Source organism: Mariniphaga sp., assembly GCF_041687215.1.
Taxonomy (GTDB): Bacteria; Bacteroidota; Bacteroidia; order Bacteroidales; family Prolixibacteraceae; genus Mariniphaga.
The window spans coordinates 1-25,324 of the sequence record NZ_JAWLCI010000070.1; the positions used below are offsets into that span (position 1 = coordinate 1).

The 25,324-nt window shown below is 41.2% G+C and carries 17 protein-coding genes and 1 other RNA gene; 9 read left to right on the forward strand and 9 right to left on the reverse strand.

Going from position 1 to position 25,324, the window contains the following annotated elements; translation table 11 throughout:
- Together ACESMA_RS18340 and ACESMA_RS18345 are read right to left on the reverse strand one after the other, a co-directional pair.
- The coding region (locus ACESMA_RS18340; protein WP_372950322.1) for a FecR domain-containing protein at positions 1–702 on the reverse strand (702 nt) is incomplete at its 3' end.
- 1,026 nt (positions 703–1,728) lie between these two features.
- Complete coding sequence (locus ACESMA_RS18345) at positions 1,729–2,316, reverse strand: RNA polymerase sigma factor (RefSeq protein WP_372950323.1); 588 nt, start codon at positions 2,314–2,316, stop codon at positions 1,729–1,731.
- A gap of 214 nt (positions 2,317–2,530) precedes the next feature.
- Between ACESMA_RS18345 and ACESMA_RS18350 the strand changes: the two genes are divergently transcribed.
- From ACESMA_RS18350 to ssrA, 4 genes are all read left to right on the forward strand, one after another.
- Positions 2,531–2,908, forward strand: a complete 378-nt coding sequence (locus tag ACESMA_RS18350) for an SRPBCC domain-containing protein (protein WP_372950324.1) — start codon at positions 2,531–2,533, stop codon at positions 2,906–2,908.
- A gap of 83 nt (positions 2,909–2,991) precedes the next feature.
- Complete coding sequence (locus tag ACESMA_RS18355) at positions 2,992–4,443, forward strand: T9SS type A sorting domain-containing protein (protein ID WP_372950325.1); 1,452 nt, start codon at positions 2,992–2,994, stop codon at positions 4,441–4,443.
- A gap of 476 nt (positions 4,444–4,919) precedes the next feature.
- Positions 4,920–6,353: a transporter substrate-binding domain-containing protein gene (locus ACESMA_RS18360; protein WP_372950326.1), complete on the forward strand. Its 1,434-nt coding sequence runs from the start codon at positions 4,920–4,922 to the stop codon at positions 6,351–6,353.
- A gap of 102 nt (positions 6,354–6,455) precedes the next feature.
- Positions 6,456–6,854, forward strand: a transfer-messenger RNA (tmRNA) gene (ssrA, locus tag ACESMA_RS18365).
- Between the two features lie 175 nt (positions 6,855–7,029).
- Here ssrA and ACESMA_RS18370 read toward each other — a convergent pair.
- The 7 genes from ACESMA_RS18370 to ACESMA_RS18400 all read right to left on the reverse strand — a co-directional run bounded on the left by ACESMA_RS18370 (position 7,030) and on the right by ACESMA_RS18400 (position 22,791).
- Positions 7,030–8,448 (reverse strand): hypothetical protein, encoded by a 1,419-nt coding sequence (locus ACESMA_RS18370; RefSeq protein WP_372950327.1) that lies wholly within the window; start codon positions 8,446–8,448, stop codon positions 7,030–7,032.
- A 32-nt stretch (positions 8,449–8,480) separates the two neighbouring features.
- A complete protein-coding gene (locus ACESMA_RS18375) occupies positions 8,481–11,756 on the reverse strand; it encodes a glycosyl hydrolase (RefSeq protein WP_372950328.1) in 3,276 nt (1,091 codons plus the stop codon).
- A 109-nt stretch (positions 11,757–11,865) separates the two neighbouring features.
- Positions 11,866–14,865 carry a glycosyl hydrolase gene (locus tag ACESMA_RS18380; protein ID WP_372950329.1) on the reverse strand — a complete coding sequence of 1,000 codons (3,000 nt, stop codon included), beginning with the start codon at positions 14,863–14,865 and terminating at the stop codon, positions 11,866–11,868.
- Between the two features lie 19 nt (positions 14,866–14,884).
- Positions 14,885–18,052, reverse strand: coding sequence for a glycosyl hydrolase (locus tag ACESMA_RS18385; protein ID WP_372950330.1), 3,168 nt, complete (start codon positions 18,050–18,052; stop codon positions 14,885–14,887).
- A gap of 20 nt (positions 18,053–18,072) precedes the next feature.
- Positions 18,073–19,371, reverse strand: coding sequence for an FAD-dependent oxidoreductase (locus ACESMA_RS18390; RefSeq protein ID WP_372950331.1), 1,299 nt, complete (start codon positions 19,369–19,371; stop codon positions 18,073–18,075).
- Positions 19,372–19,413: 42 nt separating this feature from the next.
- Positions 19,414–21,678, reverse strand: a complete 2,265-nt coding sequence (locus tag ACESMA_RS18395) for an alpha-L-rhamnosidase C-terminal domain-containing protein (protein ID WP_372950332.1) — start codon at positions 21,676–21,678, stop codon at positions 19,414–19,416.
- Positions 21,679–21,690: 12 nt separating this feature from the next.
- Positions 21,691–22,791 carry a uroporphyrinogen decarboxylase family protein gene (locus ACESMA_RS18400; protein ID WP_372950333.1) on the reverse strand — a complete coding sequence of 367 codons (1,101 nt, stop codon included), beginning with the start codon at positions 22,789–22,791 and terminating at the stop codon, positions 21,691–21,693.
- A 191-nt stretch (positions 22,792–22,982) separates the two neighbouring features.
- Between ACESMA_RS18400 and ACESMA_RS18405 the strand changes: the two genes are divergently transcribed.
- The 5 genes from ACESMA_RS18405 (at position 22,983) to ACESMA_RS18425 (ending at position 25,250) form a co-directional block, all read left to right on the forward strand.
- The gene (locus ACESMA_RS18405; protein ID WP_372950334.1) at positions 22,983–23,534 is read left to right on the forward strand and encodes a transposase; all 552 of its coding nucleotides are present in this window, start codon (positions 22,983–22,985) and stop codon (positions 23,532–23,534) included.
- 232 nt (positions 23,535–23,766) lie between these two features.
- Positions 23,767–24,021 carry a transposase gene (locus ACESMA_RS18410; protein ID WP_372950335.1) on the forward strand — a complete coding sequence of 85 codons (255 nt, stop codon included), beginning with the start codon at positions 23,767–23,769 and terminating at the stop codon, positions 24,019–24,021.
- A 247-nt stretch (positions 24,022–24,268) separates the two neighbouring features.
- Entirely contained in the window at positions 24,269–24,493 is a 225-nt protein-coding gene (locus tag ACESMA_RS18415) for a hypothetical protein (RefSeq protein WP_372950336.1), read from the forward strand.
- A 42-nt stretch (positions 24,494–24,535) separates the two neighbouring features.
- The gene (locus tag ACESMA_RS18420) at positions 24,536–25,084 is read left to right on the forward strand and encodes a hypothetical protein (RefSeq protein ID WP_372950337.1); all 549 of its coding nucleotides are present in this window, start codon (positions 24,536–24,538) and stop codon (positions 25,082–25,084) included.
- Between the two features lie 28 nt (positions 25,085–25,112).
- Complete coding sequence (locus ACESMA_RS18425) at positions 25,113–25,250, forward strand: hypothetical protein (RefSeq protein ID WP_372950338.1); 138 nt, start codon at positions 25,113–25,115, stop codon at positions 25,248–25,250.
- Positions 25,251–25,324 lie beyond the last annotated feature (74 nt).

The window sequence follows — 25,324 nt, forward strand, 5'->3', positions numbered from 1 at the left end:
CTGCACATCGAAAAACGCTTCGCCGGAAAGGTACACTTCGCGGGTTTTGTCCACAAATCGGGAAGGATAGATTAAACGGCTGCCGGCATTGAGCCAGACGTTGGTACCGTCGGCCAGAATAATGTTGGAGCGGCTTCCGTAGGGAATAACAACGGTATTCATTTCGGGAACGGCATTTCCGGCATCGCCCTGTATGGATTGTTCGCTGTTGAGCAGAATTTCGCCATCTTCAGCATATTCCAGTCGTGAATCGCCCTGGTTCAAAACAATTTGTCCGCGGTCGCCCAGAATAAGCATGGGCTCATGCACCTGGGCAGGCAGCACGGCATTTTCAATAACAAATTCCGGCTGCCTGCGTTCCATGTACAGGTAAACTAAACTACCACCAATAGTTAAAAACAAAAACGAAATGGCCGCATACCGCATGGCTGTCCGGATAAACCGGGTACGGCTTCGGTTGCGGTCGGTTCGTTCCAGCATGCGCACAATACGTTTGGCCAAAGCCATTTTCTCTGTTTCGGAAAGCTTTTTTTTCTCGTATTTGAGGTGTATTTCAATCTGTGCTTTTAATTCAATAATTTTTTCTGCATGTTCGGGATTATTCTCCAGATAATGGTTCCAGTAAGCATTAATTTCTGAAGACGGGTGGAATATCCATTTGAAAAACAGCGGGTTTTCAATTATGCGGTCGTAAATGTTCATCCGGTTTAATTCAATTTAATTTTATCGGTTTTGTCCGATTTCTGCCTATAAGAGGAAGGAGGGACAGAAAAGGGGACAAAATTTTTATATGTTGTAGAACATGTTTTTGGAATTGTAGTGGATATTAAGTACAAAGTATTGAGATATGAAAAAATACGAAGTAGTTAGATGATAAGCGTATTTTAACCCGAATAATCCAAGAATTATTCCTGTCTCCGACAGCGACTAAGATTACGTAAAAACTTTTTTCAAAAATTTAACTTCATCTAAGTCGGGATTAACCTGCATTTCATTCATTACAAACAAAATTTATGAATAATGAAGGTTAAAATATAAATTTGAATAGCACATTGATAAAACCAAAGGGTGAAATTTTTTATCTGATGTAAAATATTTTGAAAACGATTGAAACTATGGACTATGAATTTCCCCTCCTTTTTGCCAAGGAGGGGAAAGACAGCTTTAGCTGGAAGGGGTGGTTGTTAATGAATATTCTCAATCCCCCTTAAATTCCCACTTTAGCAGACAAAAAACCGTTTTTCATGGCTCATCTCAGCTAAAGGGGGATGCGCTCTTAACTACCGACTGCGATTCATTAAAGCTTGTCCCCCTTGACCGTATATAAAAACTGATAGTATTTTGCTGTATTCAAAGGGGGCCCGGGGGATTGGAAGCAGTGAAAAAAATTATTTATCAACAAGAAATTGAATGTTCTAAATCCCCCTTTACTTCCCCCTTTGGAAATTATATATTATTTTCCATGACAAATTAGCATCCAAGGGGGACACGCTCTGAACAACTTTATTGCAAAACATTGGCGCTTTTCGTCCTTTTGATTGAATAATTAACATTCAAACAAATCACTATCAATCTCTGCAAATCACAAAAAATCTCCATATCTCATTCATGTATTCTATCATTTACGCATTCATTCATTCATTCATTCATTCATTCATTCTATTTTGAATTCTTCGCTGCAAATCACAAAAAATCTCAACCAATCGCCACAAATCACCTTTTCTCTCTTCACTTCCTAACAAACATCACAAACAATTCCAGAAAATCCTCTCCCAGTTTTCCGCGGAGGAGTTTTAAAATGCGGTGCACTTGTTTTTTTACGGTGTCTGCTTTGCAGTCGAGCAGTTCGCCGATTTCATTATAAGTAAGGCCACTGTTGAATTTCAGAAACAATAATTCCCGTTTTTTTGCATCTAAGTTTTTTAATTCACTTTTTAACATCCCGGTTTGTTCTTCCATTTCTTCCAGTTCATTTTCTTCCAGCGGAAACTTCAGGTCGAATTGTGCCACAAAATCATCGGGATGAGCGAAACGGTATTTCTCTTTCAGCTTTCTGATAATAATGCGTTTAAGGGTTTTGTACAGGTAGAATTCCAGTGAACCGGGATTGCGCAACCGGCTGCCATAATTATAAACATCCAAAAAAGTATCCTGAATGGCGTCTTCCACCAATGCCCGATGCGGGGTCATTTTCAAACCATAAGCAAACAGGGCATCCACAAAATCACTGTAAATGGTTTCAAAAGCCCGGCGGTCTCCAGCCCTGAACTTCTCCCAAATTAGTGCCCAATATTCCTTTTCGTCGTTTCTGTTCACGGTTTCGGCTTATCAGATATTAATTATTCTGATAGCGAATGTAATAAATTTGCCATCAGTCATCCGGGTTTATTTCATTATTTTTGCGCTTTCACCGGAAATATTTGATTCTGATGGATTGAATGATTGTAATCAGTTTTATTTTAATTCACCATCGAAAATAGAATACAATTCTTGGGATTCCGTTACATTTGAGCAAACAAATTCAAAAAAAATGAAAGACATTAAACGTTACTATGCTATTCCTGCGCAACCCAAAGATATTTATAATGCGCTGACCAACAAAAATATGCTGGAAATCTGGACCGGAGAGGATGCAGTTATGGAACCGGTTGCCGGTACTGAATTTTCGTTGTGGGGAGGGAGCATAACTGGTTTGAATGTGGAATTTGAGGAAAACCGGAAATTAGTGCAGCAGTGGTTTTTTGGCGAAATGGAAGAGCCTTCCGTTGTCACCATCATTTTACATCCCGATAAAAAAGGAACCAGCGTGGAATTGCGCCACACCAAAATTCCCGACGAAGCTTTCGAAAACATTTCCGATGGGTGGGACGAGGATTTTTTTGGTGCGCTGCGGGAGCTATTTATCTGATTTGGAACAGAAATGCTTTTGGAGTATTGAATTTATGCTTAATTTAGTAATCAAAATTCAATCTTACCAAAAACTTTTCAAAAATGAAACGTCACCTGAGCCTTTTCCTGTGTATCATCCTGTTCCTTCCGGTTGTTGCCTTTTCTGCACGGATTATTTCACCATTTGAAATTGCACGGTGGTACCTCGATGCCGACCTGGTAATCGTTTGTTCTGTTCAAAAAACCGATACTATTTTTGTGAGCCGGTTTGATTCGCTTGAGGCTGATGGTTTTCGTCTGCGATATCAGGTAGTTCAGGAGAAATATTCCATTGTTGTTGATTCAGTACTTAAAAAAACGTTTGCAGAGCCTGATTTACCTGAAATAATTTTAACTCCTCAATTCCCAATAAACTTATCGGAATGCCGGATAACAGAGAAAATCTTTACCGGGTTCGGTGAAAATGGAGATTCGGTTTTTTTAGGTTCTGTTGAATGCATGCATAATTATTATGATGACAATTATTTCAGAATTGATGAGAAGAAACATGTTGTTCTGTTAAACAAAACTGACGAGGACCATACAATTATTTATTCACAGCCAGTTGACTCAATATTCATGGAATTTTTGGCAACAGTTGAAGAAATGGGAGAATCATATTTTAACATTTTTTGGGCTGAAAATTTGCCTTATATTCCTTTCCCCACAGCAAATGCCCAATGGAATATTTATCTCGAATACAGCATTTCGGAAGCTCCGGAAGATACAGTTTTGCTTCGTTATTTTTTATGCGGCGATACAACGGTAAATCAGTTAAATTATAAAAAACTTTGCCTGGAAAAGGGCAATTTGGCAAATCCGGTCAGAGAATTGGCAGGTTTAATCCGGGAACAGGATAAAAGGATTTATTACACAGGAACCGATTTTCTGGGTTTTCCGCACGAAAAAGAATGGTTACTGTATGATTTTGATGTTCAGGAAGGCGACACGGTGTGGCATGCCCAAACCGGATACGATTATTCAGTAATTGAAAAAATTGATTCTGTTATAGTTGGCAGTCAGCTCCGGAGACGTTACAAGGTAAATACCAGGCGAAATTATTATTTTCAGGACGAAGAATTTTGGATTGAAGGAATTGGGAGCGTTAAAAGCGGATTGTTGGGGCATATCACTGATATTCCAACATGTTGTTACCATTTTTGGGAATTTGTTTGTTACAGCGAGAATGGAACGGAAAAATATTTAAATCCTTTTTTTGATGATTGTTATCCCTCATTTCTTTTGAACTCACTTGATGACGGTTTGAATTTGCCGGAAATTACGATATATCCCAATCCTGCCAATGATTTCCTGACAATTAAAAATGTGCCTGCAGATGAAATTTTTAGGATAAAAATTTTTGATTTAACCGGCAGGCAAATATTTGACATGCAATTGCAGCCAGGCAGAAACGTGTTTCAATTTCCTGCATTAGATGGATTGGCTGTTGTTGTTGTCACTGATTCCTATGGAAAGATGATAAAAGTTGAAAAGATCATATCAAAAAAGTTGTAAGTAAATGGATAAATTGAGATGTGAATACGAACCTCCCCGGGCTGTTGAAAAATGGGGTTGGAAGTTCCACCATATCTGCATTCCAACATCGGAGAAAAAGCCGGAGAAAAGTACCTGCCTCATTTGAAATTTTATACTTGTGGTTTTGAAAAAAAGTCCGTTTGGGATTGAATGGATGCGTTTATAAGATAACTGCCCGTTACGCGAACTGGTAAAAACGATTCCTCATGTGGCATTTGAAGAGGAAAACCTCGACAAAGAACTTAAACGCAGTCATTTCAAAATTTTGACCCAACCGAATGCTTCCAATAGTGGAGTGCGGGTTGCGATGATTGAACACAACAGAGCCCCGGTCGAATTGATTGAGTTTTCATGATAAAAACAGAATCTGTATTTTGCCGGCTTGCAATTTTTCAATATTTTATTTATCAAACATTAGGATAAAATTTGCGTTTATAAGGTAAACCTTAAATGTGATGAGATTTTTTATCTTTTTAATTTTGGGGGTATTCCTGTTTTCAGGTTGCAATCAGAAGTCAGACCATAGAAGGGCTGGCTCCGGAAAATCTGAATTGGTTGACAATAAAACCCTTCAGAAAATTAAAAAGGAAGGAAAATTAACTGCACTCACCACCTACAGTGGAACAAGTTATTTTTTGTACCGTGGTCAACCTATGGGGTTTGAGTATGAATTGCTGAAGCGATTTGCCGATCATCTGGGAGTTGAGCTGGACATTGTTGTTTCGCAAAATATTGACAGTTTACTTACCGAACTCAACTTTGGTGAAATTGATTTGGTGGCACACGGAATTACCATTACCTCCGACCGCAAAGAGGAAGTGAATTTTACCGATTACCTATACTTAACCCATCAGGTGTTGGTGCAGCGAAAACCCGAAAACTGGCGCACAATGAATTGGAGCGCCGTCGAAAAGGAGCTGATTCATGATGCCATTGAGTTAATTGGCGATACAGTTTCGGTGCGGCAAAATTCATCTTACCTGCAGCGGCTGCAAAATTTGTCGAAAGAAATTGGCGGTGAAATTCATATTGATACACTTCCGGGCCATCTTTCAACCGACCGTATTATAAAAATGGTGGTGGATGGTGAAATTAAATACACAGTGGCTGATAATAATATTGCCAGCATTAATGCATCGTACTACCACATTCTGGATATTGATGTTCCCATCAGTTTCTCCCAAAGGATTGCCTGGGCGGTTAGTCCAAAATCGCCTGAACTGCTGGTAGCTATAAACAATTGGCTGAAAGAGATGAAAAATGATGTGGATTATTATGTTATTTACAATAAATATTTTAAAAACAGAAGAAATTTCAGGCAACGCATTCAAAGCGATTTTTACAGCTTAACGAACAACAGTATTAGTCGGTACGACGAAATAATAAAAAATTATGCCGATACAATAGACTGGGACTGGCGTTTAATCGCTTCACTAATTTACCAGGAATCGGGATTCGATCCTGAGGCCAGTTCATGGGCGGGTGCAGGAGGACTGATGCAGATTATGCCTTCGATAGCTGAAGATTTGGGTGTTGAAAACCGTTCAGATCCTGAACAAAGCATTAGAGGGGGTACGAAATTTCTGGGACAATTGTGGAAAAATTTTGAAGAAGTAGAAGATTCAGTTCAGCGAATCAAGTTTACACTTGCTGCTTATAATTGTGGATACTACCATGTGCTCGATGCTCAAAAACTGGCTGAAATGAACAGCTTAGATAAATATTCGTGGGACGATAATGTGGCCGAAATGATACTTGAATTGAGCTACCCCGATAACTACAATCGACCAGGAATAAAATACGGTTATGTACGCGGAATTGAACCCTACACCTACGTGGATCAGATTTTTGAACGTTACGAACATTACCGTCAGTTTATTGATATTTAACTCATTTGTCACGGAAAACACCTGTTTAATCTTATTTCATTTTCTGGTGCAATTTTTGTATTTTTGCAGCTTGTTCTTTGGCAAAATTTTGCCTGTTTTACCGGGGCTGATTGGTTTTGACAGCGGGTAGAAGAGGCAGGTAAGCATGCAGGGTTTTGGTTGTTGACCCTTAAAAAATAATGATCAAAACCATAATTGGCGAAAATAATTACGCTCTTGCTGCGTAACCGAATTAAGTAGGTTACAGCTTAATCCCGATGCAAGGCGTCGGGACAAGACATCGCCCGGGTGCTGTTGCCACGAAGCGGCCCGAACCGGCGGTGCAAGTAAATCGAGGCTAGTTGAAGTTTTGCTCTGCAACTTCGGCGAAATTAAAGGAGCTAAGGTACCGGTCGGTGGCCCTGATCCAGCCGGTGCACGAAAATTAAGTCGGGGCTAAGCATGTAGAAAGCTTGTGGCTTCCTCGTTTGGACGCGGGTTCGACTCCCGCCAGCTCCACTTTATTAACTGAATATCAGTATAATACACAGAAATATTCAGTTTTTCCAAAAATAATCGATACGTTTTTTGCTTAAATCGAATAGAATGGGGATTCGGTCAGGTAATCCCTTTTTTTTCTGAAAACTCTAAAAACTCGTTCTCTCGCATTTATATTATTGGTTTTAAGAATTGAATATCAACATATTTGTATCACTTTCAAATTCAGAATCTTGCCTAATTTTTCAATTTTACCGGCAATGTGGCCAACGCCAATGGCACAATGGTGTGCCGGGCCCTGTTTCGACCATTGGTTGATAAATTCTTTAGCGCCTATCGGAAATTTATAGCGACTGTTTGTATTGCCAATCTGAAGCACCGGCCCTTCTACAGATTCACCTTCAGCAACCAGCAAAAATATTCCCTCCTTTCCTTCAACAACCGAAAGCAAAGTTACCGGTCCGTTTTTTACATTCATTTGTATGGAAAGGCCTTTCCCTGGTTTCCCGTGATAAACCGGCAGTGGAACCAGTTTTACTTTTTCTTCGGCAATGGCATAATGGGCAGGACCATCGTGGCCAAGATAAACCACATCGTCTTTAAAATCCATGAGGTAGAATTCGGAAAACGAACCGCCCGCGCCAAATTCGGCCATAATTTTCATGGCCTGCGCATTTTTCACTTCGCATTCGCCGGCCACGGGAATATTTTTTCCGGTTAGTAAAGTGTTTCCGGCAATTATGGAAGTCACGATGTTTTCATATTCATTGCCCGTTTCGCCTTCATAATAATAAGCCATCGCCCCAAGGTTGTGTGCTTTCACCAGCTTGTCGAGAGAAACCGACGTGCGTGCGGCACGCTCTATTTCATCTGGTTCGCATTCAGATGAAACTTCAAAAGTGGTATGAAATTCCTCTATCTTTCTCTGAACTTCAGAATCGGAAACTTCGTCGCGGTATTTTTTCAGTTCGCACATTTCGAGCATTTCGATGTGGGTGCCGAATGTGGCACTCTGTTTAGTCAGGTCGGTGTAAACATCGAGCATTCCACCGTAATAATGACCCAGCACACCAAGCCGGTTGTTGCGCATGGCTGCGGCCACTTTTGCAGCTTCTACCCATGCTTCTATTTCTGCCCACGCTTCTTCGTCCTGTAAATACCCGGTCACAAAATCGTACTGAATTCCGGTGCGGTTAAACACGCTGGCAATTTCGGGGACTGAGCAGGCCTGACAATGTTCAAGCCACACGCCGGTCATTTTTCCACGGTCGCCTAATTTGTTAAATGCTTTATAATTCAATTGCGATACCGGTTGAAGGTTGAGGATTACAACGGGCACTTTTACTTTTTGCGCTACCGGTAAAACAGTGGAAGACAATGCATAAGTGGAAACATATAAAAACACGATTTCCACATCCTTCGATTTCAGAAAGTCGGCGGCAGTGCGCGCTTTTTCCGGATTATCAACCATTCCTGCATCAACAACCTCCACATGAAAACTTTCAATTTTTTGCTTAATCTGAGCCTGATAACTTTTCAGATTATCAAGCAATCCCTCAAACTGGCCCCAATAAGTGTCAAGACCAATTCCGAATAAACCTGCTTTTGTCATATTCATTTTATTATTGTATTTTTCTGATATTTATTCCGTTACCGGTAAACTTCCTGAATTGTAACAGGCCCCAATAATCCTGAACTTTGCAATTTCTCGTCTTCTCTGATATCATTTACCAAAAGCCAGGTGTTCCTTTCGTCTTCCGGGAGGTTTTTATCTCTTATCAGTTGGTTTCGCCAAAGATTAACAACCTCGATTTCAAGTTTATTGGTACCCTTTAAAAGGTGTTCCGTAACTTTTAAACGGTGGGGCGCCATCCAGGTTCCGCCAACATCAGTACCGTTTAGTTTTACTTTTGCCATAACATTTACATCACCCAAATCAATACAGAGTTCATTGCTTTCAGTTACTTCCGTAAATTCAAAGGAGGTTTCATACACTGCTGTGCCTGAATAATATTTTATTTTTTCATTCTCAGACAGCGACCAGTCTGTTAAGGTTTCAAATTTTACAGGCATTTTTGGTCCAATTTCTTTATTTTGAAAATTAACCGTCCATTCTTTATCGATGGTTTTAATTTGATGTAGTTCCGGAAAATTCTTTTTAAAACCACCATCCACATTTTCCGAATTATTTGTAAACACTACAAACCAACTGCGGTGAGCTTCCATTTTCAGGGGAACGGAAATTCGCCCGTCCGTTTCGTTGTATTCATTTAAAACCCTGATTTCGCCTGTTACCGCATCCCACAATTGCGGTTTCATTCCGGAAACCCTGAAAGATGGAGCAAAATTTATCTCTTCATCACTTTGATTTGTCAGAAAATAGATTTCCATTCCCGGCAAACTGCGGTGTGTCCAAAGAACATTCAGGTTTTCTCCGTTATTAACATCTTTGTGCACACCCAATGTTTCCAAAGCTGTTTCCAAATTGAGTTCATTCACTACATAACCTTGGCCGAACTTTCTTATGTTTGTTGACGTTTCTTTTTCAGCTCCCCAAAGTTTCTGAGCAATCTCCTGTACCTGCTTATCACATTCAGGGAAATTTTGCAGGCTTGGAGATTTTAGAGGTGCCTGGCCAAAAATAACACCTCCCTGTTCAACCAGTTGTTCCAGTTTGGCTAACAACCCGGGGCGCATGGTTTCAATGGGAGGCAATACCATAATTTTATATGAAGTACCGTCGGGCAATACAAATTTTCCATCCTTAACCGAAAGCCTGTTCATGATTACTTCGGCATTCATATAATCGTAAGAATATCCTTCCGGAATTTCCGGAATCCTCCCGCCGGTCATCATTGGGGCATCTTCGCCAATAAAATAACACACATCGGCAACATACTGTCCCTGTTGCAATATATGCTGGCAGCGGCGCAAATATTCCATCCATGTTTCCGATTGTTCAAACCATGTGTTATGACGATTAAATTCAGTGCCAAACCAGGCATTTACGCCGGGTACGCGGTTATCGTCGGGTTGATGAATAAATAAATGAAGCACAAAATGATTGATTCCTTCGGTGAAACTCCAGTCGCCACGCTTTTTCAGCAGCGCCGGATGCCTCAAAAATGCTCTCCCTGAAGCAGTAAATGCTTCTGCAGAAACAACAGGTTTCCCGTAAATATGAGCAGCCGATGATGCAGATTTGCACTCAATGTCGCCTAAAGTACCTTCGTTCCAGAATTCGCCGGAAACAAGATCTGACTGTCCGCCATACATCAGAAATTCGGAAGGGTAGCCCCAGTGCCCGTAATTTTCGAGCCAGAGTTTGAGGTTATTTTCATTGCTTATTTTACGCAGGCCACCAACATATTCGTAAGCAATTTCATCAGCAACCAATCTTCTTAAATCCCAAAGAAAACGATTCGATTCTTCCACGCTATTTACTATTCGACCTGAAAAAACCGGTAAATACTCCCGAATGTTGTACCCATATTTGTCGTTAAATGTCTGTTCAAAATTATCTGTCCAGTTTTGTGACCCCTGCTCGTAACTGTCGGCAACTACATATTTGAGAGCGCTTTTGTTTTGTTCGGGAACGCGTTTTAGCAATTCTCCCACATAATTATCAAAATGAAAGCGGGCAATTTCTTCACTGGCTTTGTCAATTTCGTAGCCTTTTCCCTGCGGGGCAGAAGGGGAGTTTTTTGTGCCGGTCGGCGTCATTCCAAAGCGAATAACCGTCCATTCACCTTCAGAAACTTCCCATGTTAGGAAACCGCCAGCATCCATTTTAGCTGATATGTCGATAACATTCCCGGCATTGATTTTTAAATCATCAGGCTCTACATTTTCCTGGTTTTCCCAGATGTAGCTGTTCCATTCGGGCAGCGGCGAAGGGAACATTTTTCCCAGTTTTTTCTCAATATAGTGTTCCAAAACCGGCGCTTCGGAAATGGTAATTTCAGAAAATCCTGAATTGGTGTTCCACCGATTATTATCACTGCGGCAAATCAACCGGAAAGCATTGGAAGAAATACCGGGCAGCGCTATGGAAACCGGACCGTAAACAACAGGGCCAACATTTACCGCCGTATTGCTTCTGTCGAATTCAAATGTCTTTTCCAGGTTATATTTTCCATTAACCAGGGCATACAATTCACAGTTGCATTTAATCCGCTGTTTTCCCGGAAAAAGTTGAATGCTGCGTGCAGTTATGGTTTTTTCGGATTTTATATCAATGGTGTAATCACCGCCATTCCTCAGAAAATAAGCAACAGTTGTTGTGTCGCCATCCATTAAGTTGCTGATATCTGTAATTTCCGGATTGCTGCTTATTTTCGAATTGGCATTTGACAGGTATGCTTTTTCTGCCTTAACTGTAGGAAAAGCTATCACGTTTACATCCTGGAACTGCTTTCCGGGTTGCGGTAATTGTACCTGCACTTTTCCCGGGCCATTTACTTTAACTTCAGAATAAACCATGTGGCGCATGGCCATTTCGGGTTTTACCCACGGGCCCCCCGACTGGCTCCATCCCGGCGAATTAAATGTACCGATGTCAACACCAATACGTTTTCCTTCGTTTACCGCATGAACCATACATTCCCACCAGTGATCGCTCAAAATAGGAACAGGGCCGTCAACTTCCGGCGGATTTATATTTCCGATAAAAGCCGCGCCAATCCCCACTTTTTTCATGGCTTCCAGGTCTTTGGTAATTCCCTCTTTCGAAATGTCGTCGTTTATCCAGTACCAGTAACACCAAACTTTGTTGGTATCGTGGGGTGTAACAAATCCGTTTTGAATGTTATGGAAATCATCCTTCGGCATTTTTTCCGGATTTGTACATCCGGCAATATAAAATATTGTTAATGATAGAATTATAACATCGAAAATTCTTTTTTGCATGTTTTTGTAATGTGTCATATTTAATTGTATTCGTTATCTCTTTTTATCCGGTTTTGATTTTATTATTTTAAAATGCTGGTTTCCAAAATCGAATAGCCACGGTCATTTTTGAATTTACGAGGTTAGTTTAGTTCTGAATTTTTTTCGTTTCCTGAATTGTAACCGGCCCCAGCAATCCAGAGGAAAGCGGCTCTGTAAAGTTAAATGATCTCATCGCAGCATCAATTGTAAAAGTATATCTTCCGGTAGTAAATTCTTTTCCTCCCAGCAATCCATTTTCAAATTTTACAGTTCTTATATTCGCATCGGGTTCCTGTCGGTCGCCCAATAATCGATTAATCCAGCGATTGGCCACTTCAATTTCAAGTTGATTTTCGCCTTCCTTTAAAACTTTAGTGATATCAATTCGCCAGGGAGCACACCAAACCACTCCAACATCTTTCCCGTTTAGCCTGACCCGGGCAATATCGTTTACAACTCCGAGGTCGATGTAATATTCTTTATTTCCCAGCTTTTCAACCTGGATTGTCTTTCTGTACGTTGCAATTCCCGAGTAGTATTTAATTCCGCGCATTTCATGTTCAGTACAATCCATCAGTTCATCAAACTTAATATTTTCCGGTCCACCAAACTTTGTATTGAAAGATACATCCCAGGCTCCTTCAATTGTTTTGACCTTGGTAAAAACGGGGAAGTTGCCGGCTTCCTGGTTTGATGCAGGTATCACCTCGCTACCGGAAAAAGTAACAAAGTAACTTTCATAAGGAAAGAACTCCAGTGGTATCGTTGTCAAACCATTTTGGGTGGTATATTTTGTAATTTTTCGCGTTTCACCAGTGGTGCCCGTCCAGATTTCAATTTCGCCTGAAGCGCGAAAGGTGCAGTTAACTTTTTGGAAATCGCTGGTTCTGTTTGATACAAAATAAATGTCTCTGTCATCTGTTTTTCGATGGCCAAAACGTATGCTGTTGTTCTCCGATTTAAAATCTTCCGGTATCCCTGATTCGGCCAGCAATTCAATGGTGTTTTTGTAAGAAGGATACAATTCATCAGCAGATGAATTATGTAATTTGCCACCCTGGTAAATTGTACCCGCTCCAAATTTCCTTTCGCTTATTTTATGGGGTGACTGAAGTGTACCCCAAAGTTTTTCAGCAAGTTTCCTGACCTGTGTGTCGCAGTCCGGATAATTTACCAGGCTTGGGGATTTTACGGGAGGTAGTCCGATTATTTTTGCTCCCTGTTCTACTAATAAAATTATTTTTTCAAGTAATTCCGGGGTCATGGTTTCGAAGTTTGGCAAAACCAAAATCTCGTAGGACGAAGCACCCGGAAAAACAATTTTTCCGTTTTCAACGCTTGCTCTTTCCATTAACATTTTAGGTGAGCAGCCATCAAAACCATATCCTTTTTTATCGGGGATCATTTCGTTGTCTTCAAGCGCATCGGCTGGTGGTGTAAAAATCATGGGCGCTCCTTCCGGGGTCAGGTACAAAATATCGGCAACGCCTTGCCCCTGCTGCATCATGTGCGAACTACGGCTAATGTATTGGTGGTAGGCATCAACCATAGGCCACCAGGTTTGACCGCGGTCCCAGTGAACACCATAAGGCCCCATCGTCATTCCCGGACGGTGTTGTTCACCCAAAGGTTTGTGTGCAAATGTGTGATAAACAAACCGGTTAATTCCATGTGCCAGCGCCCAGTCGCTCTGACTTTTCATAGCCCACGGATAAAGCTGCCAGGCCTGGTTGTTGTTTGAAGTAAACACTTCGGCTGCTACAACCGGATGCCCCTTGATATGAGAAATTGAAGTTGCCTGCAGAACTGCATACGAGGTTTCGAACCCAAATCCATTGCTCCAAAATTCAGCCATAATTACATCGGCAATCGCACCCAAATCAAGATCGCCCGCCGGGTTCATGTCGTAGGGTTCTATGGTAAGTTCCAATCCGTTATTATGGGCATAATTTTTTCCAAACTCAGCATGGTTCTCAAGCACCAGTTCTTTGCAGGTTTGACGTAAATCCCATAAAAAACGCTCGGTAATTTCTACACTTTCTATGGCACGTCCGGTGTATGCCAGAAAATAAGGTTCAGGGTCATATCCCCGTCTTTTTTTGAATTCATCTGCAATTCCTTCTGTCCAATTCTGAGCGCCGCTCTCCCAACTGTCCATGTGAAAACCTATCCAGCCCACTCCTTCTTTTCGTGGAGCAGTTTTTTCCAATAAAATATCGGTGTAATTTCTCAGGTGATTTCGGAATGCAGTCGTATCCATTTTGTTGCTTTCCAGTCCAATGACGGGCTCGGGTGAAGGACGGGTACTGGCGCCTGTTACTCTTTTTCCCATCCGAATAATCGTCCATTTACCTTTTGGTGCATCCCAAATCAAACGTCCGTTTTCCTGCAAAAACGCTGTGACATCTATTATTTCGGATGGAACAAGTACCTTACTGTTTTCCGGTTCTTTATAATTTGCAAGAGCCGGCAAATACGGTTTTACATTTGGTTTTGATGAATATGGATCCCGCTCATACAGCGCTTTTTCATTGATGTCTTCAATAACCGGAACTGCTGAGTTAGGAACTGCATAAGTTGCAACGTCCTCGTAATAGGGGTCTTTCATGGTGTGCCATTGTGTGCTGCGTTGCTCCGGAACCGGAAGCTCAATGTTTAGCTTTTTCCCACCGGTGATTTCAGTTTCGCTAAATACAAGATGTTTCATCGACTCTTCGGGTTTTACCCAGGGGCCGCCACTGCCGCACCAACCCGGGCCGGCGCCGAGCAATATTTTTATCCCCAATCGTTCAGCTTCCCGAACGGCATGAACAAATAACTCCTGCCACTCTTCGCTCATAAAATCTACGGAACCGCGTGGAACCCCAATGCCCACTTCAAGAAAAATCAGGTTATTGATTCCCGCTTTTTTCATAGATTCCAAGTCTTTGGTCATCTCTTCGCGGTTCAGGTTGCCGTCCATAAAATACCAGTAAACACCGGGTTTTGAAGATTCCGGCGGGTATTTAAAACTATCTTTTAATTCAACTTCTGATTGGGCGAAACATTCGGGTGCTGCAAATATTGAAAAAAATAAACAAAAGGTTAAAATAGATGGAGTTCTCATTTTTATTGAATCAAGTATTTTATTCTTTTTTCACGCTCTGCAAAAGCTTAAACGGTTCGAAAAGTCCGTAGTCCATCAAAAAGTAATCGGACGCCGGGGGAATTTTCTCCGGGGCCCTGTTCCACGAAAACGGGCCAAAAATCCAGTTGTCATTGTTTTCATAGAAAAATCCGAAAGTATTTTTCAGACTGCCCAAAACGTTCACCGTTATTTCGTTGGTTCCTGTTTTCATCCACTCCGTTACATCCAGCTCAAAAGGTTGCCAGGCAATGAGCCCGGCATTTTGCCCGTTCACCCAAACTTCGGCCAGGGTTCCGTTCCAGTCACCCATTTGAATGGTAAAAGCTGAGCCGGAAATATCCGCGATTTGGAAAGTTTGCGAATAACCAACCTCTTGGGAATAAAACGGCAATCCCGCATCCTGCCATGAACCGGCAGTTTGAATTTCACCACCGGTAATTTCAAATCCGGTTTTGGCAGGTTGCACTAAAAAATCTCCCAGCAAATAAACAGGCATCACTTCGGCCAGAATATGCATGCGGGGCGCTTTTATTGTCAGGGTATTTTTTCCTTGCTGCAAAAACGGACCAACCGGGAATGACGGAAAATCTCGATCTATCCAGTATTCTCCAGGCATTTTTTCAACTTCCCGGCCATTTATATAAACCGTCCACAATTCAGGACGTTCAACAACTGCACGAATGTTTTTCATTGCGTTTTCATCCAGATTTTCCTGAACCGTAAAATGATAACTGGCATTAAACCATGATTCTGAAGTAAATATGGAATCCAATCCGAGGTAATTTTGTTTGTATTGAATTTTGTGTTGCCAGGGATTCCCCATTTCAATGCCGTTTTCCCGGAATAAACTGTTCAGGGCTTCCATAAAATAGAGTTCCTTTTTTTCATTTCTGGCCGTTTCCAAATCGAGGTAATTCACAACCAAAACATTGTCTGACATTCTTTTAACCTGAAGATCACCTGTATTTTGTACTTGAATTTTTTCGTTTGATGAAGACACAAATTCGTTGTTGGTTAACCGCCCCGATGAAACAACAAACAGCTTGCTTCCGGCAGGTTCCAGATGAAAAGAAAAGTTCAGCTTTCCACTTTTTTCCCGGGTAGGGTAGTTCATCATTTTGCCTGTAACCAAATCAAGTTCGGTAACATATTTCCCTTTCAATACTATTTCTGCCGAGGCTTTTTGGTCGGGGTGGGAATTAACCACAAACAATACCTGCCCGTCATCCAAAATACGGCGTTGGTGGTACAACATGCCGTTGGAAGTTAAATCGTTCATTTCAAATTCGTCGCTGGTAAGTAAAGTTAAAGCAGCAGGTTCGTTAAGGCTCCGGACAACAGTCCACTGACCGGGAAATGCGACAGCGAGTTGATCAGGATTCGCAGATTTTTCTCCATCCAGAAGGGGAATTTCCTTACGAAAAGATAAAACTTTGCCACCATTGTCCAGGTAAGTTTCCAGGAGCTGCAAAGTACCCGAATCGATATTTTCCATTTCTTCAGGAATTACCACCAACGAATAATCGCGCTTGCCAACCCGCAGGCTTGCCCCCTGAACCGAGCCCAATGTTTTCAATACATACTCTGAACCCAAATCATATTCCAGATGCTGCTGTTCCAAAAGGTAAACAAAATGTTTGAAGCCATTACGGATGGAATCAATCGCCGGATTTTTTTCTTTTCTCGAAAAATACATCCAGGCAGAGGTGTTGGGTTGGAGCACAAGCGTTTTATTTATTTGCTGACCGGACGACATGGCCAGCGAAACCCGGCCAATGTAATCGCCCATTAATTTGTAATGTTTCCACCAGGGTTCGTGGTATGAGAAGGAGGGCGGGTAGTCAAATTTGCGCACCCCGTTCAACGAATAGTAGGAGAGATGCTGGTTCACAAAATTCACACCCAGAACACACTGCCAGTCAACGAGGCGTTTTTGTTCCTCAAAACTCATTTCCCATCCTCCGCCACCATAGGTTTCGCTCAACTTGCGCCTTCTTCCGGCCTGGTTGGCTGCACTCAGCAGTTCGCGCACTGCTCTGTCGTTGCCAAACTGCCCTCCCAAACCTTCCTTCACGAGCTGGTTGCCCAGCATATCAATTCCCGGCTGTTGATGCCAGATGTAAAAAGCAGCTTCGTCGAAACCATGTGTTGGTTCGGGCCACCCGTGTTCCCAATAGTGCCCGGTCCATTTCAGATCATTTTCCTCGCAGTATTGGCTCCATGGTTTTGCCCATCGTTCTATAAAAAGCTCAAGGATGAGTTCATAGTAATCGTGGCGTACTTTTTTCCAGTTGCCGGTTTCTTCCACCAATGACGGAAGTTGAATTTTTAAATCGTATCCCCACCGTTCCCTGAAGGCATCCCATAAATCCGGAGTCCAGCGCATAACTGTACCGTGTGACATGGCTGATTCAAGATTTGGTTCATCAGTAAAAACTCCCGGCAATGTGGTTCCAAAATCGGTCTTATTCCGTTCGTAACCTTTGGTCATGGTAATTTCCAGGAACTTTTCAGTCACTCCTTCTTGCAGTAAATCCACATAGGAAAAGCCTCCGTACCAGGGAGATTTGGCAGGATAAGTTTTCCGGAATATATAGTAGGTACCTTCCCGTCCCATTTCCTGTTCAACCTGTGCAGTAACATCCGCAAAACCTGTTGCGCTTTTTTTCAGAATAACTTCGATGGTATCGGAAGGCTGTACCTGTAATTTTTGCTGTATTTCCATGCTCAAACCGCCGCCGTGCTTATAGGATTCAGGCATTTGAGCCGGAACATGCCCTCCGGCAAAACCTGATGGATAGGAATTTTCATCGTAAATCCACACTTTCATATCCAGCTCCCGGCCTTTCTGAACGGTAAAATCGAACAGTTCAAACCACTCATCTGAAAGGTATTCGGTGAGCAGGCCCGGCCGCGGATGCACAAAAACACCCCCGATTCCGGCCTTTTTAAATTCTTCCATCTGAAAACTGATGCCCTCTTTTGTAATCTGTTCGTTCCAGTCCCAGAGCGGTGCACTCCGGTATTCAGCCGGTGGATCAGGAAACAAAGTAACCAGTTCGGACAGGGTATTTATTCCCTCTCTTTCCGGTTTCTGTTGGCAGCCTGAACCAATCAAAATTAAAAGAATGCCGGCCATTGCGGTTAAACGCAAGTTGGTTTTCATGATATTTTATTTTTTAAACATTAAAAATTTGGAACAATAGCCCCGTTTTTAATCAACAATTCTTTTATATCATTTAATGGCACCTCAAGTGGTGTGGTTTTTTTACGAACAGCCAATGCTGCTGCAACACCTGCAGCCTGCCCCATTGCCATGCATGGAGCCTGCACACGTAGTCCTGAATTTGCCAGTCGATCACTGGAAACACATCTTCCAGCTACTAAAATATTATTGTTTCCTTTGGGAACAAGCGCTGATAACGGTATAGTTGGAACTATTCCTTTTTTTAGCGGTTCGGGTTTTACACCTTCTTTGGTATGTAAATCAACCGGATAGAAAGCATAACAAATGGCATCATCAAAAACTCTTCCTGAAGTATAATCATCAACTGTGATTATCGTCTCACCTTCAATTCGGTAACTTTCACGAAAGGCTGTTTCGGGTTGCATGTGCATCAGTCGTTTTTTCTCTCTGCGCACTTTTTCAAGAATGGCTTTTCGTCCCGTCAGATTGGCTGCAGTAACCGTTCGTGAATTGGCTGAAATAGCTCCATGAACATAGAGCGCATCCAGTAAGCCTGGCCCGGGACCGTTTGCCCGCCCCGGATTATTGGCGTTATCCAGTTTAAACAATATGGAACCGGGTTGTGTTTCTTCTTCACGAAACCTGGGCAAGTTTAACATACCAACTGCCTCAGCTCCACCAGTACAATCAATAATCTGCTTGCACAACACACGCCGTTGCGTGCCAAATCCCAGGCAATCAACCTGCCAGCCTTCAGAAGTTTTTGTAATTGACTCAGGAAATTCATAATAAGCAATTTCCACACCTGCTTCTTCACATTTTTCTTCAGCCAGCAAGGCATAAATAAACTGATTTACATGTACCTGATGTCGCCAGTGCCGTACCTTAGTATTATTGATTTCCATAGAAAAATTAGGTAAAGTGCCTCCATCCAATAAAACCGTATCCATAACCATTTCCCATCCAATACCGGAAATAATCTGTTTTCCCCAGGCATGAAAAATTCCGGGGAAAGCGACACCACCGGTTGTGGTCGTCCCGCCAAGCTGGCTGCCGCGCTCCACCAGAAGTGTTTTTGCACCAGCCCTGCCAGCCTGAATCGCTGCAATAGTGCCTGCAGTTCCTCCTCCAACAACCAAAACATCAATTTCAGAGGTGATACTACGTTCTTTATTGACGAATGTCTGATTCATCGTTACATGTTCAGCAGATATTACTTTATTGGCAGTAGCGGCAAGGGCAACACCTGCTGCTGAATATTGAATGAATTTTCTTCTGTCCATTTGATTTTTATTCATAATAGAGCCTTTACATGTAACTTATTTTACTGATTTATTTTTTTATTCAAGTTGAATAGTCAGGTTATGTGAACCGGATTCTGTATCAAAAAAATACTCCCCATTATCGTATTCGGCTACAATAGATTTATTATTCAAAATAATCTGCCCTTTAGAATAGAATCGAGGTATAATTACTCTGGCCGATGTATTTGCCGGAATCTCAAAATCGAGGTTGAATAAGCCAGTCTCATTAATAAAATGCACCATAACAGGGCCTTTTATTGTTGGAACTTTACAACTTGCTTCTGTGAGATTTCCAGGCTGAGGTGCAATACGGATCTTATCAAAACCGGGTGTTAGAGGTTCCACACCCATAATTTTTCTGGGAATAATATGTGCAGGGGAAGCGCTCCATGCATGACTCCATCCGTTATTTGACTTGTAACGGTTGTCCCAGGCTTCTGTTGTCATAGTTGAACCAACACGCAGCATATTCAGCCAGCTTCTGTCAGAGTCGGAGGTTAACAATTGAAGTCCATATTCGGTTTCATTTTCATTAAATAGCGCTTCTAATAAATAGTTCGCACCGTAAACTCCGCAAGCCATTCCTTTCGATTTAATAAAATCAATAACCTTTGTTTTATTGAAATCTTCAACTAAACCAAAAACAAGTGGAAACATATTGGCATGCAGAGAGGAGTGAGAGGATTCAATTCCGTCAACGTAAATGCCGGTTTCAGCATTAAAAAATGTTTTGTTGAATGTATTTTTAACTTTAGCTGCCCTTTCTTTAAACTGGTTGGCTTCAGCCTTTTTTCCAATTGCTTCTGCCATTTCTACCATTGCCTGCAAAGCTTTGTAATGAAAGGCGTTAACCACAGTATTGTATTCAGCAAAGTCATAATTATCTGTTTCTCCGTTTGTTTCAATTAATCCCATTCCACCATGCGGCCAGTCAACAATGTCGCGCAGTTCTTTGCCGTTAAAATGTATAGACTTTAAAAATTCTGGTGTTTGCTTTCCTGTCTTAGTGCTTATCAAATGGTTTTCAGAAGCCAGTTCCAGCATAAGTTTTGCCTTTAGTTCAGGGAAATATTTTTCGATGATTTTGGTATTTCCAGTATGCCAGTAATCTGCATGAGCCATCAATATGGTATGAAAAATCCATTCAGTTGGCCAGGTGGCATGAAAAATCATGTTTTCCAGGCTGTAACGGGCAATGGCAAATTCACGGTCCACTGCATAGTGACTCATTTGGTGGATGTAACAATCGGCTTCGTACATCATACGCTCCCGTTCACTGGCGGCATAATCCCCGTTAAAGGTGTTGGCTTTTACAGAATAACGGCAAAGGTCGTAAATAGCATTAAGGCGTGAATCGGAACAAGAGAAGTATGAAGCCTCTTCGTCGAACTGATAATACAACGCCTGCTGTGTAACTGTTTCAATTTTTATATCCTGATTTTTAGAATGAATTTCTATAAAACGAAAGGGAACTACTTCGGGCATGTGGTCCGGCATTGCCTGACTGTGAGGATATCGTGGCACAAACCTCGGGAGTTTCAGGGTTTCGGTATGTTTTCCAGGTTTCACTTCAAAAGGATATTTCCGAAACAGCACCCCGCCACCCGGTTTTTGGTCAATGGAGTCACCGACAGCTTTTTCACCAAGGTGAACCCAAATGGTGTCAACCTGAATTTCTGAATCAGCAGGATCCCATTTATATTGAATTTCAGGTACTGCAAATGCCGAGCGTTCAAAGTCAAAAAAAAGGACCTTATCCAATTGAACCTTTTTAGTAGCGTTTACACTGTGATAACTGATTGGATGTCTGTTTTCAAAAGTCCAGATTGTATCCCCGTTTTCCAATTCAACCTTTACCCATTTGCTCTCGCCGGGCCATGTCCTTTTTATGTTGAAATCGCCAGTATTAAAACGTTGATGAATACTCCACTCCGAAGGGTTGTCGTTTTTATCCCACGTGCGGACTTTCCAGTAAAAATAGGAATTGGCGGGAAGTGGAGTGCCGTCATAAACAATGTTCGATGACTTGGTAGAACTAACTTTTTCTGAGTTCCAAAAGACATTTTCTTGTTCAAGTAAATCCTTTTCAGAAGTTGCCAGAATAATTTGATAAGCGGTCTGAAAATCATTATTCAGTTGCGAATTAACAATCCAACTGAATGTTGGATTGGGATTGGTTATTACAGACAATTCGGGGCAGGAAAGGAGTTCACAAAGTAATTCGGAAGGTCTGTTTTTTTCGGAGGTAACTGCAGGAAAAAATGAGAATGCTGCAAAAAATATTAAAATTATAAATTTCATTTTAGAAGGGATTTAATACTTTCCATGCTTCAGGCAAAGTTCAATGAATTTTTCCACGCGTTCCGGCGAAACGTCATTTTGAATGATATGAGCCGGAGAAATCATGTAACCACCACCTTTTCCCAGAATATTTATTTTTTCGATGATATCATTTTCCAACTCTTCATCGGTTCCGTTGGGCAACAGGTCTTGCTGATCAATGGCACCCCAAAAGGAAAACTTGTCACCGAACCTGGACTTCATATCTTTTGGTAAGTGACCCGGAACTCCCGGCTGAACCGGGTTGAAAACTTCAAACCCTATTTCATGAATGTCATCAAGCAATTCGGCCACAGCACCATCGCAATGCAGGATTGGAATTATGTCAGGTTTTGCCTCTTTAAAACGCTCAATCATCGTTTTATATACCGGTTTCAACTGATCGCGAAAAGTTTCAGGTGGTATAATCAGGTTGGTTTGCGTGCCAAAATCATCGCCAAACCAGATGGCATCCACCCCTTTTTCAATCAACCGCAGACCAATTTGGGTTTGGAATTCGGCGCAAGCTTCAAAAAGTGGAATCACATATTCCGTTTCCATCATCATGTCAATCAGCAATTTTTCCATGCCAGCCAACTGATGGGCCAGGGAAAATACAGTTACTTCAATATCACCAATAACAAGGTACTCATCTTTGTATTTTTTCACCAGGGCTTCAGCATCACGAAATCTTCCGGGAGCATCGGGATCTGGAAAGGAAAAAGCTTCAACATCTTCTTTTGTCTGCGCATGTGCCAGCGGATAATCCACTACCTCTACATAAATATCGCCCTGCCGCATTAACATTTTATACTCGTTAAGCCAGTGCCCGTTTTCATTTGGTTCAATTTTAAAATTGTCTGAGACAGAAGCTCCGGTTACTACTACGTCGCAGCCCATGGCAAGGCGAAGCTCATTGGCGCTGATTCGGTAGGTAACATCTTCATACAAATTTTCTGTGTAAGTTGCTGGAATTCTTAGTTTTTTTGCAAAATGTTCATATAATTGTCTGCACATTTCAAATTGAATCGGAACCCGGTCGGGTTTTCCTTTTCTTCTGCCAAAAGCTCTTAATACTCGTTCTCTTGAATTCATTTTTATTCCTTTTTATTTCTTCACGTTCCATTTTATTTTTTGAAGTTGTCAAAAGTCGATTGTTGAAAAGAAAGAACAATACCATGTAATTGATAATCAAGAAATAGGTATCATTCCTTTTAAAAAATAATAATGTTGAGTAAAAGTATAATAAAAAAGAGATTTGTCCGCATCTGAAATTTGGGAATGAGATGAATAACACAAAAGTAAAACAATATCAGGTAGTTGCGGCTATTTTATTTCGATTAAAAACAGGGTGCCAATGGCGTCAGCTGCCAATGAAACAGTTTTTCAGGGAAAAGTATCAGTGGCAAAGTGTTTATCATCATTTTCAGAAATGGTGCAAAGATGGGAGCTGGGAACGTGTATGGCAGCATATCCTGAATAAGTACAAGAATTTGTTGGATATGTCGAGCATCCAGTTGGACGGCACTCACACACCAGTCAAACGGGGCGGACAAGCTGTAGCCTATCAGGGAAGAAAAAAGTCAAAAACCAGCAACATGCTGATTTTGACCGATAGTCGTGGTACACCTCTGGCCTGTAGTGACCCCGTTGAGGGCAACCATAATGATGCTTTTGACCTTGTGCCGACAGTAGAAAAAATGATTGGCAATATTCAATCCAGCGGGATAGCAACCGACGGATTGTTCTTAAATGCAGATGCAGGATTCGATGTAAAAGATTTTCGGGGTTATTGTTATCAACAAGAAATCGTGGATAATATTGACCAGAACCGATGAAACGGAGATTTGGAAGAATATCTTTTTGATGAATTACTGTATAAATGCAGGTTTGTTGTAGAACTAACAAATGCCTGACTGGATGCCTTTAAAGCAGTTCTGGTACGTTTTGAAACAAATGCTGTGCATTGGAAGGCACTTAATTTAATGGCATTCTGCGTGATTTTACTACGTCAACTTTAAACAACTTCAATAAAAAAGAAATTTGCTCACATCTGAATTTTGAAATGAGATGAAAAATAAAAAAGTTGAACAATATCAGAAAGTTAAAACTATTTTGTTCCGGTTAAAAACAGGTTGTCAATGGCGGCAGTTGCCAATGAAACAGTTTTTTAGGATAAAGTATCCTTGGCAAATTATTTATTACCATTTTCAGAAAAGTAGCAAAGATGGGAGTTGGGAGCGAGTATGGCATCATATCCTGAAAAAGTACAACTTTGCTGGAAATGTCGGGCATCCAGTTGGGCGGCAACCACAAGCAAGTTAAACGGGGTGGGCAAGCTTTCGCCTGTCAGGGAAGAAAAACGTCAAGAACCAGCACCATGCTGATCTTGACCAATAATAGGGGTACACTATTGGCCTGTGGCGATCCGGTTGAGGGCAATCATAATGATGCTTTTAACCTTGTGCCGACAGTAGTAAAAATGATTGACAATATTCAATCTTGCGGAATAGCAACCGACGGATTGTTCTTAAAATAGAGATGCAGGATAAATTATAAAAGCAAGATTATTATGGAAATTAAGTATTTCTGTCCATTATGGGGTTCTAAGGAACTGGATTTTTTGGAATTTGTGAAAAAAGATAAAACTTCCGGATATGACGGAATAGAAATGAGCCTTCCTCCTGATAAAAAGGAAAAGGAATATATATTAAAAAAAATCAAAGAACATAATTTATTATACCTGGCACAGCATTATGAAACTGATAGTGCCGATTATGAAGTGCATAAAAGGTAATTTACAGAAAGGATTATCAACCTGGCAACAGTAAATCCGGTTTTGATAAACACACAAACCGGTAAAGGCTTTTTTACATTTGAACAAAATGCTGAATTAATAGATGCTTCATATAACATTGCTAAAAAATATGGTGTGAAGCTGGTTCATGAAACACACCGTGGAAAATTCAGTTTTGCAGCACATATCACTGCAAGGTTCATTGAAAATATCCCACATCTTCGACTGGGTTTTGATGCTTCGCATTGGTGTGTGGTAGCAGAATCATACCTAGAAAATCAGAATGAAAATGTAAACATGGCAATTAAACGTGCTAATCACATCCATGCACGAGTTGGACATCCTGAAGGTCCACAAATTACTGATCCACGTGTTCCAGAATGGGAAGAAGCAGTAAATATTCATTTAACCTGGTGGAAAAAAATCGTTGAACAAAACAAAAATGACGGCAATGATTTATTGACAGTAACTGCTGAATTTGGTCCATTTCCCTGCATGACCATTTTACCATATACAAGGCAGCCTATTTCCAACCAGTGGGATATTAATGTATATATGATGAACTATTTGAAACAATTATTAACAAATTGAAATTGATTGAAAGTAATAGAAACGGAACATGAAGGAACAAAAAAAAGACGTTAGGGATTACAGCCTGATAGGTGTTGAAACACAAAAAGCAATAGAGATGGGACTTGCAGAGGCAGAATGGTGGGGGCGTTTTTTATTTGGAGACACTGTTTCACAAAGTGTGTAATTAAAAATACCGAGGGTTTAGCTCTTTATAGCTGGACCCTTTTTTCAAATATGACAAGGAACTGGTTCAGGACA